Here is a 15,669-nt window from a genome sequence, read left to right as displayed (position 1 = left end):
TATTCAAACAAAAGGATTTGTTATGAAAAAGCTTATGATAAGCTTAGCCGTTGCTTTATTTGCAACTCCATCACTTGCCCAAGAAAAGCTCGTACACAAAATACCAAGCGAAGATAAAATCATTCAAGTTAAACAAGGACTTTCTTGTCATGATTGCCCATTTCCTAATGAATTCAAACTGACGGTTTGGAATATGTATAAAGGCAAGAAAGATAGTTGGCAAATAGACTTTGAAGAATTAATGAATGAAAGTGATATTCTTCTAGGACAAGAATTTAGCTTTAAAGGAAAAATGAAAGAGCGTCTCTTTAATCCGGAAGATGAAGAGATTATTCTTGCAACTTCATTTATTAGTTGGGGTAAGCACAATACTGGTGTAACTAATATTTCTAAATATCCAACGATTCAGATAACTCCTCTACGAAGTAAAGTGAGAGAACCATTTATTCGCACACCAAAACTATCTCTTGCAAGTCAGTATAAACTTGAAGACGGTAGGAGTATTACTTTTATCAATATTCACGCTATTAATTTTGTAAAAAAGAAGTCTTTAAAAAAACAAATCAATCAAGTCGTTAATTACATTAGAACAACAAACGGTCCAGTCGTCTTTGCCGGTGACTTCAATACCAACTCTAAATCTAAAATAAAAATGATGAGAAATATTCTAAGCAGTGAAGGCTTTCAGGAAGTTAAATATACTGGTGAAGATGATCGTATGAAATGGCTTGGTAATAAACTTGATTATATATGGTATCGCGACCTTGAGCTAATTAGCGCTAAGGTTCGCGGAGATGTAGAAGGCTCAGATCATAAGCCTTTACAAGCAAGTTTCAGAATTCCTATCGAATAAAACTCGATAGGAATCCTTTCTTTGTTCTTTCTGGATTTTCTAAGACATTGCCATGTTCAATGAATGCTTCCAATAGCCCACCAATTTTCTTAGTAACTTCTAATACTTTGTTGAAACACTCTGGGGAAATAAGACAAACCTTGTCTTGCTTTAGTCGATCACTTAAATCATAAGCAAATTTCGTAAGCTCCTCTTCATCGAAGAAACCACTTAAGTAGCCATCAGAAGTAATTTCCATACGGGGACCAAGCTCAACTTCATTAAAATCAATTGATGACTTTGCAGTAAATATTGATCGGATAAAGAAAAGACTGTGCTCTTCACTATAGACATAACTTACATATAAAACTTTATCACTTCCACCCATCTCTACTCCGAAATTATCCCAAAATCTAATGAAATACTTCCCTTAGGCATAAAGCTTAGCTCGATCTCATGTGGAGTATTATTAATCTCAACATGATTTTGATCGATCATTTTTTGGAAAACGTATTCCGATGGATATTTAATATTAAGTTTCTGTTTATAACTTGAAGGATTAAAAAAGCTGATGCGCTTTACCTTATCATACTTAAGGTCTGAAGACGCAACCGCCCTCTCCTGCCACTTGTATCTAACTTCACCACTTTGAGAAATATCACATCCAACATAACCTATGCTCTTTGTAACTTTTGACCAAAATGTATTTAACTCATCATCACTACATTCTTGAAAGTCATTTGAATTAAAAATAAGAAGTCTTCCCTCACCCATTGTGACAGTATTGATCTCAGTTAGAAAGCGAATCTTTTCAACACTTAATTCATTTTCTAAGTAGAATGACTCCAGTCTTCTTCTTAAATTCTTTTCAAGGTATGCGATATCAATAAGTACTTTTCCACCGCTCATGAAGAGTTTCAACACTTTACCTAAAAGTTCAGCGTTGATTTCTTTTCCATTGAAGTAGAAAAATTGAAATGGGCTTTCAACAAAATCTTCCCAGTGGAACTCATTTATATCGCTATAGCTATAATTCCAACTAAATTGACTTTTACAAAAATCAATAAAGCCAGAAAATGCAATGATCTCTTTGCTCTTAAAGTCTTTCACATTATGAAAGATATTAACCGCATTTGAAGTTTTAAAAATAAATTCATTATCTGAAAGTATCGTCTTATCGTTATAGAATTCGTCCAAACGAGAAGAATTAATGACTTGTTTCTTTAAATCAGAATAGATCCCATTCTTATTTCGATTTGGAAGAAGAATTGATGAAGGAAGAATTCCATTGTCCAAACTCTTAAGGGCATCATCAATAATCTTCGTATCACTTACTTGATCAAGCATTCGGTTTTCAATTGAATTCATCGATCCTTCTAAGAAGGAAAAGTTCTTAACACCTTGCCAGTTCTTGTCTAAAGAATGCTTAACGATATCAATATAGATATGAGAGATTGTTTCATTATATTCAATAATAAACTCATGCTCTTGTTCAGCAGTTATTTTCTCAAGCTTAAGTTCCGCCTTCTTCATTTCCACAAAACGACTAAATCCACTTTGGAATGCGATTGAGCGATCAAAAATATAAGAATGAAAGTGTCCATGAGAATAATGACCACAATTAGCACCCCATAAAGGAGCATTAATTCCACTTTCTTGAAAATATGAGTTTAGCTCAGAACAAAAGCGAGTAAATCCCTTATAAACACGTGGATCATAGAAGCTATAAAAGTTATGGATTGTTCCGTCACTATCAGCACTTGCGCGATTAAGGCCATATTGATCACAGCTAGCTGTTCTTGCTAAAAGATATGGAATTCCACCATTTGGTAAATAAGGTACTGGTGAAACAGGTAAAAGAAAGATAATTTCCTTATCTAGCTCTTTGCAAATATCATAAAGGCGCTTGAAGTCCGTCTCGGGCTTTTGCTTTGCAAAATCAATCTTATCCCCCGTATCAGTATGGAAGCTCCAATTAATCGGTACGATAATCTTGTCCGTTAAAGACGTTTGTTCAATTTTAGATTTCCAAAGAGAAGCTGAAGTTTTCCAGTAGAAAAACCAATTCTCTCCTGGAAATACCGTGTCCTCATCCTTGACTACAGGTGTTGTAAGCATCAATCGACTCCTTAAAAAAAATTGTAGGTCATGTAAAACACTTTGACAATTTCAAGGACTTACAATTTTTATCTTAAGCCTAAATATTGGATATTGTCTAAAAACATCTTTGGGATTATTGCCATAGGATGTAAGACACGGTAAGTTATTTTGATTAAAATAGACAGAGGGGATCATATATATGTGGTATTTCACAGAGGAAGAAAAACAAATCCAAAAAATGTGTCGTGACTTTGCAAGACAAGAACTAGCTCCTGTTGCAGAAAAGCATGATACTGAAGAAAGTTTCAATATGGATGCTTTCAAAAAAATGGGTGAAATCGGAGTTCTTGGAATAACTGCTGATCCTGAATATGGTGGTGCTGGAATGGGTGCACTTGCCGCAACTATCGTTATGGAAGAATTTGGAAAAGCATGTGCTTCTTCAACTCTTTCTTACCTTGCCCACTCTATCCTTTGTGTTAATAATATTGAAAATAACGCGTCTAAAGAACAAAAAGAAAAATACCTTCCAAAACTAATCACTGGTGAGCATATCGGTTGTATGGGTATGTCTGAACCAGAATATGGATCAGATGCTGTAGGTATTCAAACAAAAGCTGAGAAAAAAGATGACCACTACCTTCTAAATGGAACGAAGATGTGGATCACAAATGCACAATATGCAGATATTGCTTACGTATACACAAGAACAGGTAAAGAGAGAAAAAATCTTTCAACATTCATTCTTGAAAAAGACAAAGGTCACTTTGACTTTGGAAGCCCAATTCACAAGATGGGTATGCGTGCATCGCCTACAGGTGAGCTAATCTTTGACAACGCTAAAGTAGGTCTAGAGCAACTTGTTGGCAACGAAGGTGATTCAATTTACCACATGATGAAAAACCTTGAGATCGAAAGAATCACAATCGCTGGTATCTCTCTTGGTATCGCACAAGCTTGTGTTGATCAGTGTATTAAATATGCAAACGAAAGATCACAATTTGGAAAAACTATTGGTGAGTACCAAATGATCCAAAAAATGATTGCGGAAATGGCAACTGAAACTGAGATGATGAGAAACTTCCTATACAACGTAGCTTACCGTTACGATCAAGGAGAAAAAGGTCCAGTAGTTGCTGCACAAGTAAAATTAGCTATTCCAAAGATGGCAACTAAAATTGCACTTGATGCGATCCAACTTCACGGTGGATATGGTTATTCAAGAGAATTCCCGGTAGAGCGTATGATGAGAGATAATAAGCTTAACGAAATCGGAGCGGGAACAAATGAGGTAATGATTATGATTATTGCCAAAAATCTTCTAGCACAAGCAAGAATGTAAATAATAAAAAAGCAGCTCTAAGAGCTGCTTTTTTTATGCTACTTTTAATTCAGTTTGTGTTTCACCTGAACCATATAAATCAAGGGCCCAAGTATGGACGAGATTTTCAATCTCTGTCTTTTCATCTTTCTCTTTAGTAATACGTGTACGAACAAACTTAACAAAATCACGCCAGCTATCATCTCTACCAGCAAGGATTTTACTCTTTCTCATCTCATCACGTTCAACAGATTCAAATTCAATCTGCATTAGATCACGGGCCTTCGTTCCATCAGGAGCAAAAAGATCAAGATAATACATTCTCTCATTCTCATCCATTGCAAAAAGAAGTGAAACCTTCTTCCCTAGATCATAAGTAGCTAGAGACTCTTTTAAGAACTTTGTCGGTAACTCTCGTACTAGCTCGGAAGGAAAGTTCTTCTGGCTAAGTTGAGTGAACTCTTCAACATTAATATTCTGCTTAAGTGTATTGAAAATACTTCTTTCAACAGCAGAAGAAACATTTGGAAGAATATCATAAAGCTTCTCAACAAATGGTAGCTTTGACTTCGATTCAACATATTGTGAAAGAACTTCTTTAATACGAGCCTGGTTATCCCTAACCTCACTCTCTTGAATAATTACTGAAGACATTAAAATCTGATCAACAGTTTCTGGTTCACAACTAGAAAGAACTTCAGCGATAAAACTCTCACTTAAAGCATTAAGTACAAGTGAAACAATATATGGATCTTTTTCATAGATCTGATTGATCATATCAGCATTAAGCTTTAGTAATAAATCGTAAGTGTTAGGATCTTCAATAACTGAAGGTAGGATTACACTTTGTACGATTTGGTTACTAATAAAGTCATTTGCAATAGAAAGCTCATTTGCAGTAAGAGGCTTATTTAGTAAGTCTCTCCACGTTGCTTTTTCTGGCTCACTTAACATCTTGAAAACATCTGCTAGTGCACTATTATCAATTTGTTGTACAAGTGCTCTAAGAGCAGCATGTCCACTTTTAGAATCTTGAGCAATCCATTTTTTCACAAGAAGGATAGCTTCTTGTGGTGTATTATTAGCAAAAACTTTAAATCTCTCGATACCATTAAGAGAGTGAACACCTGCAAGGCCATCTCCACTACCACCACCGGCAGAGATCATCTCGCCCGCACCTGACTCATCATCAGATTCAGACTTGTCACTTTGCATAGTAAAATTACCACCAGCTTGTGAAGCACTATTTAATTCAAAGAATCTTGAAATTAGACGGTTACCAACAAATCCAATAAGTAACACACCAAGGACGATTGCAATGATATTTGAAACACTACTTAATGCTTTTAAGAAGTCACCTTTAGAAATGACATCTTCTTTTTGAGGAACATTAATAGTGTAAGAAAATTTAAAGTTAGGAGTAATATCATTCACACCAAGTTTAATAGACTTGATAAGACCTTCAATTCTAACTCTTTCGTCCATAGCAATATCATTTGGAAGACGTACTGAAATATTAATTTCAGAGATATTTTTAAAAATATCTATTGAAGTATTATACTTCCACATCTGTTCGATCATACTAGGCTTTGCCTTAGTAGCGTCTTTTAGCTTTTTAATTTGCTCAACAAGTTTCTCTTTCTCTTTAGAGAAATCTTCTTTCATTTGATTCATTTTATCTTTAGAGCTATCCCCCATCGTTAGAAGGATTTTTCCTGAAGGAGAGAAATCGTTGAAATCATCAATAAGAGGTGCCTCCATACCAAGGCGAGAAAATACAATACTCTCTCCGTAGTCTGTTTCAGGAACATCATTTGTAAACTTGATTTCAGCATCAGATTTTGTTTTCTTCTCTTCATCAGACTTTGCCATTTCAGCATCATCAGACATATCAAGAGTATTTCCATCTTTCCCGTTTACTCCACCATTGCTTCCTTGAGGAGCGGGATTGAGTGGAATACTAAAATTTGGAGTTTCAGGTGTATTCGTTACAATTTCTACATCAACGAAAAAATGTTCATGGCCCAGAATAACTCCGGTACCTCTTTGTAACTTATCGTGAACCTTCATTTCTAGTTCATTCTTTTGCCACTCAAGACTTGGTAAAACATTCATCTTCGGATTTGAAATTGCTGCAGAAGAAAGTAATAGTAATGAGATAAAAGCTAACTTCTTCATTATTTACCTCCTTCATTCTTAGAAACATTAAATTTCTTTTCTAAGTAAATCTTCATTTTATAGGCTTCTCTATTCTTTGGATTAATCCCAAATGCTTTACGATAAAAAGCAAGAGAGTTTTTAAAGTCTTTCTTCATATAAGAAATAGAGCCCTTCATTTCGTGAATAATTGAAAAATGAGGAAATTTTGCTTCTAGCTTTTCTAATTTTGCAAAAGCTAGGTCGAAGTTCTTACCTCTCATAAGCCTTAGTACGTCAAATAAATCACCTACTAGGAAATCGAAGTCTTGTGCTAGTTCGATATCTTTTTCAACTTTTAAATTAGCACTAATATCAATATCTGATTTCGCAAGCATTGGAACTGACAAACTGTAAGGCTCGAAGCCTGGCTTGAATACTTCAATTTGTACTGGACCATTTGCTCCATAATTGGTTTGCATTGTTTCGACATCAGTTTCATAAGGAGTTTTCCCAAGAGAAACTCTTTTTCCATTTTTATCAATAACATAGACATCACAATCACTAGGATCAGACTTAACATTAAACTTAGCAGCAAATACAGATGTAGATAGTAGTAGTAATAATAAGTACTTCATTAAAAAATTATTTATAGATATTGGCTAATACCTACAAATACCCCCATTTTAATTCCAGTTGTTTTAATTCCAGTTGCACGACTAACTGCCGCTTCAGCTTTAATTGTTCTATTCTTCCCCCAGCGCCATCCGCCACCAAGGTTAACTCCCAAATCAAAGAAAATATCTGAGTATTTAGCAGATTCGGTATTGTAAATAACATAACCAGGACCAACAAAAGCACCCCAATAGTACTTACTAGTCGGTGTAATCGTTAGATTCTGTCCATTACTTGTATAAGTGTACTTAGTTCCAATATCACCAAAGTACCAGTTCATTCCAATCGTCGTTGAGTAAACACCTGTTCCTTCCGCCGACATCATTGGAAGAACTCCACTAATGTAGTAACTCTTTTTTAATTCTGACTTAAATTCCCAATTCACTTGAATAGAAATTGCAGAAACAGCAGCTGCAGCAGCATCTGCACTTTCCCCACCAGTTGAACTACCGTCAGTATTCTGTAAAGTACTCTCATTTGGTGTTACCGAATAGTTCATCATTCCCAGTGATATACTTGCAGAATTAAAGAACTTTTCATTTGCAAAGATACTTGTACTTAAGAGAGTAAGTATCAATAGTTTCTTAAATGTCACTCACTGTTCCTTTTGAAACATGCCATCGAACACCATCGATATCGTTTACATTTAATGTGATTTTGAGTTTTGATTGATGATCAGCTCTAAAGTTTTTCACATAAATTGATGTATAAAGATCAGGAAGACGAGATTCCATCACCTTGCAAATATCGTTTAATCTCATCTTTCGACCATGCCAACTTACATTTGCTTGAAAGTCACCGTCTGAGAAATTGAAATTTGTAAAAACACCAGTTAACTGAAGTCCATTCTTCCCACGACTAAACTCAACCGAACATTTTGTATCTTCAGTTTTTAGATTAAGCACCCCATAAAGTAGCTCAACAAAATCTTTTAAAAGCATTTTAGCTTCATTTGTATTTGCATATAGAAGACAATCATCCGCATATTGAAAATCATTTAGTGTTAGATTATTGTTAATCCAGTTTAATCTTTTTCCAAAAACTTCATCTTCAATGAAATTATAAGCATCAAGCTTCTTTGACTCCATTAGAGCTGTTCTTTTAAGTGAGATCTTATTCATTACATCAACAGGAATCTTATAGATCCAACCATAACGATAACCAGTCGACTGCTCCATTGAAGTATGGATGATATAGTCATTTAAAATATCATTACAGTTCTTAAAAAGATTACTTGTATCTGCTAATCCCTTCTCTTTGCGAAAAGTTTTTTTGAAGAAATCGTCCCAATTCCCACCTTTTAGATTAACGTTATTAAACATCTTTCTAAATTCAGAATTCACTTTGATAACTTGGTCATTTTCATCAATAACTACTAAAGCAATACCTGGAAGATTTTTAAAAACCTTAGTCTTCTTAGCTGTTTTTTCTAAATCAACCTTATGATTTGTATTGTCTGCCACATCAAAGAACTTCATTCATTACCTCGCGATTTCTAAACTGTAGAAAATCTTTTTCATCAATATTCTTATATTTTACTTTTAAAACTAGATTAGTTTTCTTCCCACTTCGTGTAAGTCTAATTGCAACAAGATTAGAGAATCCACGACGGCCAAAGATATCCCTTTGCATATTCGCCACAGACGTACGAACATTACCAATATTACAAAGTTGTATAGTCATAAAACTTGGTGTCACGTAAAGCTTTACAGCTCCAATATCACCAACAACTCTCTTTAGTAGCTTCATTTCTTCGACTAGTAGCTTTTGAACGAGATAAGCATTAATCAGTTCTTTCTCTAAACTATTTTGTAGAATTTTAACTTCCACATTTTTAATCTTAAGAGCCTTTACACATTGATCTCTAAACGACTTACTAAAAATTGAAAAATCTTTAACTTGTTGCCTTTGGTTATCACCAAAATAAATTAGTGTTTCCTCATGCGTTGGTCTCACTTCTGGAGATGCATTAGAGAATAGGCTTTCAATTTTTTCCTTAAAATCCATAATCATTATTCCTAATTATAAACTAGCCTTACGCCAAATATTTGATGAGATGTATCGAATGCCGATGATGCTGCAGATGCAAGATTTACAATTTCAACATATCCACCAAGACCAAATTTCTTATATAAATTAACTGAAAAATCGAGAACATATTTATCACCATCAAGTGGTGCAGAGTCTCCATTTGTACTTAAATCAGAAGATCCAATTAATGCCTTTTTATAAAAGCCTTCGATAACAGTTTTTTTGGCGAAATGCTCGCTAATGTACTTAAATCCAAATCCAAACCAAAAGACATTATTGGCAAAACCAGAAACCCCGGCTCCTCTATCTTTAATATTGGCAAAACTAATACGCTCATATTCAGCATCAACTGAAGCAAAGAAAGAATCTCCTATAAGAAGTTTGTTATATGCTCCAAAAACAGACATACGAGGAGATATCCCATAAGGATTTTCACTAAGAATATTTGAAAAAGCACCACCAATAGAAAAGTATTCTTGCCACTCTTCTACTTTGTAATTACTTAGATATGTTAAATTAATACTCGTAAGATTTGTTCTTGTATCTACTGTTTCATTTGTACTTAGAGTGTTAGATGCTAAAGTTGTCTCTTTAAGATATCCAATCGCATAAAAGCTATCTGGTACAAGAGTAAGAGTAGAAGGTTCTACTTTTTCTGGTTTTACATTCATTCTTAAGTCTAGATCTGGTGATTTAAACTCACTAATTTTAACCTTATCTTCTTTTTTCTTTTTCTTTTTCTCTAATTTTTTGTTTTTTAGCTTCTTTACATCGGCACCAACAATAATTTCTTCAACAGCTGCAGACTCTTCAACTGAAAAAATACTAACGGCATTAGCATTTACAACTTGTGAATTTCTTTGTGAGTTAATTGCAGAAACTATATCAGAATTTAATTTCTTCTTTATTTTCTTTTTCTCTGGAGTTTCTTTTGAAGGACGTAAGTTTGAAGACCCATCTCCGTAGAATAGTTCATACAATAGTTTTCTTACTTCTAAGTGAAATCTCTTTCTTGGAACGTTATTCTTTGAAACTTCTGTAACAATCTTTCCATTTTGGATATCTTGAATTTTAAAATTTAAAACATAAGAGTTTTCACGTTCTCTTTTCGTTGAAATATCTAGAGAGAATGTATTTTGATAGATGGCCTCAGCACTATCCCCCATTAAAATTTCAAATGAAGATGTTCCTAGAACGATTTCCATTGCTGACTTACGAATAAGTGAAAGGTCTTGCCTTTCTATTCCCTTTGCCTGAACTACTCGAATCATCATGTATGGAGTAATCTCTTCATCTTGAACAGTCGTCACTGAAGCTGCCTTAACATCGGCTGTTACAGTGTTTCCATCCTTTGCGAATGAAAGAGATGATAAGAGAAATGTTAGAATATAAATGTAAAACGAGTTCATCACCTATATATTCTAAATTAATAAAATATCAATTAATACAGGGCAAAATTCTCTTAAACCATCTGATTTTATTGAGTTTTTTATGAAGATTTTGTTAAGAATTAAACTAAAAAGAGGGTTTGTATTACCCAACTAATTCATTGTGGATAATACTTCCCTCTTTTTTTAAAAATCATCTTGAGAAACACGACATCTAGCTGCACCACTAAAGTCATCATAAGCATAAATAATTGTATCTAGTGGAAAGTCTTCCCCACCAACAATCTTAGACAAACTATTACAAGTACAATTATCACAGCTCTTAATAAACATAATGCTATCAGCTTCATTGTGCATATTTGTTAAATCACAACTAAAGCCAGGAAATAATGGTGCAATATCCTCTGGTGCGTCGGCCAACCAGTGTGGGAATGCAAAGAAAGGATAATCACTATTAGTATCGTCAGCATTAATTAAGTAATAGTCATTTAAGTCAATAAGCTCTTTTGCTCTAGTTCTGTTACCACCCTCTTTTCTAATTGTGCGAGTTGATCCCTCACAATTTTCAATGGCCTCTGATTTTGTAATAAAAGTAGGAGAACCAGATCCTTCAGGAAGAGCAAATTTATCTATAATTAATCTTCTCGAGTAATCATAAATTGCAGTCTCGTTAGGTATGACTACTTCTTTCGTCGTAAATCCATTAGGCATAGAAAGATATTGTTTACCTGATGAAGTTTCTCTAACAGCAACAACTCTTAAATAATAAAATCTATTTTGTAGCAGTCCTGTGATTTCAACATTCGGTGTAACACCTGCAGTTTCAACAAAAGTTAAACCAGTTGAGTTATATAAATCATTTAAACTACTTTCAAACTCACTATAGTAAACGCGATAAGAGATAATTGGTCCCCAGTCATTATTGATTGGTGAAAAATCAACCCATTCTAAATAAACTCTTCCTGTATCATCTGTTTCAACATTAAAGATTTCATTTGTCATTGCATTTGAACGGTTTGGTTCAATAAAACCTTTTACATAAATCGGCAGTGTCGAAACTGATGCCCTCTTACTATCGTAGTATTTTAAAATAGCATAGTTTTGACTTTCATCGACGTATTCACCAAGGTATGTTTCATCGAACGTGAATGTTACTCTCATCGTACAAGTACTAGTCGTATTGACATTGAAACCCCACTCTTCCTCTGGAAGACCTCCCCCTTCATCATCACCAAAGAAACAAGGTCGATTTAACTCAACCTGAATGAAGCCTTGGTTATAGACTGTATGAAAGTCGCCTGCAGGAATTGTCGCACTTTGATTACCAACATACTCTCTATACTCTTTCAAGAAACTTGCTTTCTCATCACTTGGATTATTAAGATTAATATTCTTAATCAGTGATCCACTTGGATAAGAAGAAAGAATCGGGTGCGCAGGATTCGCATAAGTTCCAATATCAATAAAGTAAGCATTAGGAATTGTTCCACCTGATCCGTCACTAATATTATTTGTAATTAAATTCCCTGCCGCAACTTTGGCCGGATCAACTGCAGTAAATTGAATTCTAAACGATTCTGCATAGTACTGATCTGTACCAATATCATAAGAGAGAATACCGTAGCGAGTAGTCAAAGGTAACTCAGCAATACTGGCCTTATGCTTAACATCTGCAAAACAAGATGCTCCAGGAGCTAAGGTTGCTCCACAATTTACTGACTCAAGAGAATATCCCACACCTGCACCATTATTATCATGGATGGCCCCAAGAAGAGATGTCTTTAAGTTAAATTTCACATTATTAACTGTTGTAGTTCCTTCGTTTGTGAAAACGAGACGAGTTTTTGCATAAACATTTGAACCTCTAACGGCTTCCACCCCTACGGTTGTTGCAACATCATAGCCATTCATTTCAAGGTTATGAGTTGTTTCAGTGACATCTAGGGTTTCAGTATGTGAATTAGTCAGCTCATCATATTCAACAGTATACTTTTGAGACTTCATAGAAAGTCTTCCTGTATTTGCAGCTACTGCTTCTGCAACAACTAGAATACGTAGAGACTTAATATTATATGTGTAAGCATAAGTATCACGATTAGTAAGAGTTTGAGATCCATCTCTATATTGAATTTCTAATTCAGTCTGAAATGTTCCTTGTACAGTAGGAGCAAATCCTAGTTCAATATTTGCCAAAGATGCTTGTCCAACATTCCCAGGCATTGACGTAACAGAGAATTCACTGTCACCATTTAACATTTGAGATAATGAAGAAGCTTGTTTTTCTCCAGCATTATAAAGTTGAAATGGTAATGTTACTATATCTCCAGCATAAAAAGTTCCTGCATAATAAACATAGTCATAAGTTGTATCACGATACGGAGCAATTCTATTAACAGACTTTGTAGGTGCATAAGTAATAGGCTCTACAGCAGTACCTTTTGCAAGATCTCGATACATAGCTGGAATTGTGTAACTTCCAAAACTTTGTCCCCATTCTCCGGCCAAAGGAGAATGAGAAGGGATATTTACTTGTTGACGCCATAAAACCGCACTAATCATCGGTTGCGCCCCTTCTGGTACAAGTGCTGCTGATCTTCTTGAGTTTATAGCAACAGGATAATCTTGAGTCATATAGTATCCACCGTGCCCATCTAATTCAGGAGTGTATCCAGTACCGGCATCCGCAATCCCATCTCCATCGAAATATCCAAAATTGAAGAAATCTTGAACCATCATTCCACTACTATATTCTCTTAGCGCATGTGATCCATTTAAAGGCGCAGAAAAGTGACGTTGCCACCTGCGGTCGTTCGTAGTGTAATAGCTATCTTCTCTTTTATCATTTGAAAGCTTTTCCAATTCAATTGTTAAACTACAAACCTCTCCAGGAGCAAGAAGTGAAGGTGCATTTGTCCCTGGTGAAGTTGATACTGGCCCCATCGCGCCACCAAAGTCCATAACGTCATAGCAATCCTTATCAACACCTGCCACAAGTGCAGAGCTTGGGTTATTAACAATTTCACCTCCAAATAAAGGTGTACTTGCATCAGGGGCCCAAAAGAAAGTCCCTGGAAAAACTAGAGGAGTGTTCAAATTAATGTATGTAATACCACCTGTACCAACATTTTCTAATTTTAAATGGAAGTAACGTGTTTCATTAGCTGTAACAGGAGGAGTTGTAATCCCTTCTGTCATTGTAAAATCAGAATAAGAGAGGAATCCTTTTCTAACGAGAAGGCCACGCATCTTCATTTCAATTTCACGATCAGTGCGGGGAGACATATCATCATTATAAGTTGTCCCATCTTTGTATTTGATTCTGAAAATTTTGTAACGATTTGGATAAGCTTCTAGTACATCGTACATTGCTGAGTTTTCTTCATTCTCAGCCGCTGTACTATCTGGATTTGTTGATACAATTGGATTTAGATCAAATAAGATATCACATTGCCCATTATATGGATTTAGGTAGTCACACCCAGAGTTTTTCACGTTTTGGTAATAGTTATTAATATTATAACTTGTTTCTGTAATAACATTAGCAGTAGGTTGAGCTCCGTCTGTAATACTTACTACCTCACCAGAAGTTGATCCACTATTATTCACTCTGATTCTAAGTCTTTCCTTATAATTTGAATTTGCAATTAGAGAGATTCGACCTAAGTCATAATCAAATAGATCGTTATCAGCGGTATCTGTATTAGTATATGTTGTATTCTTATACTCAATTACATTAAAGCTTAATTTAGCCGCAGCTAAGTAATTAGCATCCTCAACAATATAATTATTTTCGTCAGCATCTAAGTCATTTTTAATAACGACATTATCTTTCCATGTTGAATCATAGCGAACATTAAAGCGGTAGTTATTAAAATTACCATCAGCTTCAAACTGCACACTAGGATGAAAAGTAACATTAAAGAAACAAGACCCACCTGGATCAGCAATCGTTCTACCAGCAACTTGCTTTAATGCTGTATTTGTAATTCGACCATCTTCACCACGAATATAGTTAAAATCATTTACATCAATAAAACACTTACTTGAATCGAAGAATTTAAAAGGAATTGTTGTCAGTGGAAGATCACTTGCACTACTCGTTAAATCTCCTGAAGGATCGCGACATACGAGATTATCGCCACCAGTACTTTCGTCTCTTAAACAACGTGCAACGAGCGTATTTGCAGCATTTCTTACGTCAATACTTAGAACAATCGCCTCTTTATATCCCTTATTTGATACTTTTAATGTTTGAGTATCGATATTCCCTACAACAAGATCATCAAAACTTAAGTTAGGAAGACCACCGATTTGAATATCACCTTCAATTCGAATTGACTTAGCATCAAAGTAAACGTTAAGGGCATTAACACCACCCTCAGGGTCACGGCCATAGTCAAATCTAATATTTGAATTGTAATCAACATCAACATTGCCATCAGGTGCACCAACACCATAATTCTTTGCCTCAAATTCAACAAGAAGTTCACAAGTTTCATTTTGTAAGAGTACAGTTCCACATGTATTTGAAACAATACTGATAGCATTTGAAGTCGTGTTATCAAGCTTTGTCATTGTGATATTACGGGCCCTTAATTCTCCCGTGTTTACGACAACAAGTCTTTGGGAGAATACTTTTGGCTCTGTTCTTTCAACAACACCGAATGAATAATTAATCGTCTCCTCTTCAAAGACTAATGATGCTGGAGTTCCTGTTAAGAACTTTAACTGAGTTGACTTCGAAAAATTATCGATTAGAGTTTTGTAGTTAAATTGAAGATCTTGCGTGTGAATACCTGAAGTACGAGCTTCATATCTTAGCTTATAATAACAAGTTGCTTTAGAAGCAATAACGAGACCACAATCTCCACCAAAGCCTGGACTTTCTGATTCCCCTGCTTCGTCAGGAAAGAATTTAACTCCAGCAGATGAGGTTTGATCTATAAGTAATTGAGCATCACTTAAATTATAACCAGTATTATTCTTAACTCTTATAAGAATTTCGTCACCGAGTCCGCCAAGTAGGAACTCTCCTCTATCAAGATCTCCAACGACTGATAATTCAACCGTACCGTCAACACCATCATTTAAAATTTCAGCTGTCTCATCTGCCTTCTCCACCGGAGTACACGAGATAATTGTTATAAAGAATAAGATCAACCAAACGTACTTCTTCATTTATTCTA

Annotated in this window: 11 protein-coding genes; 2 read left to right on the top strand and 9 right to left on the bottom strand. The window is 35.0% G+C overall.

Features of this window, described 5'->3' with window-relative positions; translation table 11 throughout:
* Positions 1-22: 22 nt before the first annotated feature.
* A complete protein-coding gene (locus C0Z22_RS00440; RefSeq protein ID WP_103216357.1) occupies positions 23-853 on the top strand; it encodes an endonuclease/exonuclease/phosphatase family protein in 831 nt (276 codons plus the stop codon).
* On the opposite strand, the gene C0Z22_RS00435 is transcribed toward C0Z22_RS00440, so the two are convergent.
* On the bottom strand, positions 843-1,220 hold the full coding sequence (locus C0Z22_RS00435; protein ID WP_103216356.1) for a hypothetical protein: 378 nt from the start codon (positions 1,218-1,220) through the stop codon (positions 843-845). The genes C0Z22_RS00440 and C0Z22_RS00435 overlap by 11 nt on opposite strands.
* Before the next feature lie 2 nt (positions 1,221-1,222).
* Positions 1,223-2,950 (bottom strand): hypothetical protein, encoded by a 1,728-nt coding sequence (locus C0Z22_RS00430; protein WP_103216355.1) that lies wholly within the window; start codon positions 2,948-2,950, stop codon positions 1,223-1,225.
* 181 nt (positions 2,951-3,131) lie between these two features.
* Here C0Z22_RS00430 and C0Z22_RS00425 point away from each other — a divergent pair, with 181 nt between their 5' ends.
* The gene (locus C0Z22_RS00425) at positions 3,132-4,274 is read left to right on the top strand and encodes an acyl-CoA dehydrogenase family protein (protein WP_103216354.1); all 1,143 of its coding nucleotides are present in this window, start codon (positions 3,132-3,134) and stop codon (positions 4,272-4,274) included.
* 33 nt (positions 4,275-4,307) lie between these two features.
* Here the strand turns inward: C0Z22_RS00425 and C0Z22_RS00420 are convergent, their stop codons facing one another.
* The 7 genes from C0Z22_RS00420 to C0Z22_RS00390 all read right to left on the bottom strand — a co-directional run bounded on the left by C0Z22_RS00420 (position 4,308) and on the right by C0Z22_RS00390 (position 15,661).
* Positions 4,308-6,431 (bottom strand): hypothetical protein, encoded by a 2,124-nt coding sequence (locus C0Z22_RS00420; RefSeq protein ID WP_103216353.1) that lies wholly within the window; start codon positions 6,429-6,431, stop codon positions 4,308-4,310.
* Positions 6,431-7,027 (bottom strand): lipopolysaccharide assembly protein LapB, encoded by a 597-nt coding sequence (locus tag C0Z22_RS00415; RefSeq protein ID WP_103216352.1) that lies wholly within the window; start codon positions 7,025-7,027, stop codon positions 6,431-6,433. Before C0Z22_RS00415 ends, C0Z22_RS00420 begins: the two co-directional genes overlap by 1 nt.
* Before the next feature lie 11 nt (positions 7,028-7,038).
* Complete coding sequence (locus C0Z22_RS00410) at positions 7,039-7,659, bottom strand: hypothetical protein (RefSeq protein ID WP_103216351.1); 621 nt, start codon at positions 7,657-7,659, stop codon at positions 7,039-7,041.
* Positions 7,649-8,542, bottom strand: a complete 894-nt coding sequence (locus C0Z22_RS00405) for a hypothetical protein (protein WP_103216350.1) — start codon at positions 8,540-8,542, stop codon at positions 7,649-7,651. Before C0Z22_RS00405 ends, C0Z22_RS00410 begins: the two co-directional genes overlap by 11 nt.
* On the bottom strand, positions 8,529-9,071 hold the full coding sequence (locus C0Z22_RS00400) for a hypothetical protein (protein WP_103216349.1): 543 nt from the start codon (positions 9,069-9,071) through the stop codon (positions 8,529-8,531). The genes C0Z22_RS00405 and C0Z22_RS00400 overlap by 14 nt, the downstream gene beginning before the upstream one ends.
* Positions 9,072-9,082: 11 nt before the next feature.
* Complete coding sequence (locus C0Z22_RS00395; RefSeq protein WP_146037735.1) at positions 9,083-10,507, bottom strand: hypothetical protein; 1,425 nt, start codon at positions 10,505-10,507, stop codon at positions 9,083-9,085.
* Between the two features lie 162 nt (positions 10,508-10,669).
* The gene (locus C0Z22_RS00390) at positions 10,670-15,661 is read right to left on the bottom strand and encodes a fibronectin type III domain-containing protein (protein WP_103216347.1); all 4,992 of its coding nucleotides are present in this window, start codon (positions 15,659-15,661) and stop codon (positions 10,670-10,672) included.
* Positions 15,662-15,669: the final 8 nt, after the last annotated feature.

The organism is Halobacteriovorax sp. DA5, from assembly GCF_002903145.1.
GTDB lineage: Bacteria > Bdellovibrionota > Bacteriovoracia > Bacteriovoracales > Bacteriovoracaceae > Halobacteriovorax_A.
This window is presented reverse-complemented; position numbering and strand designations above follow the sequence as displayed.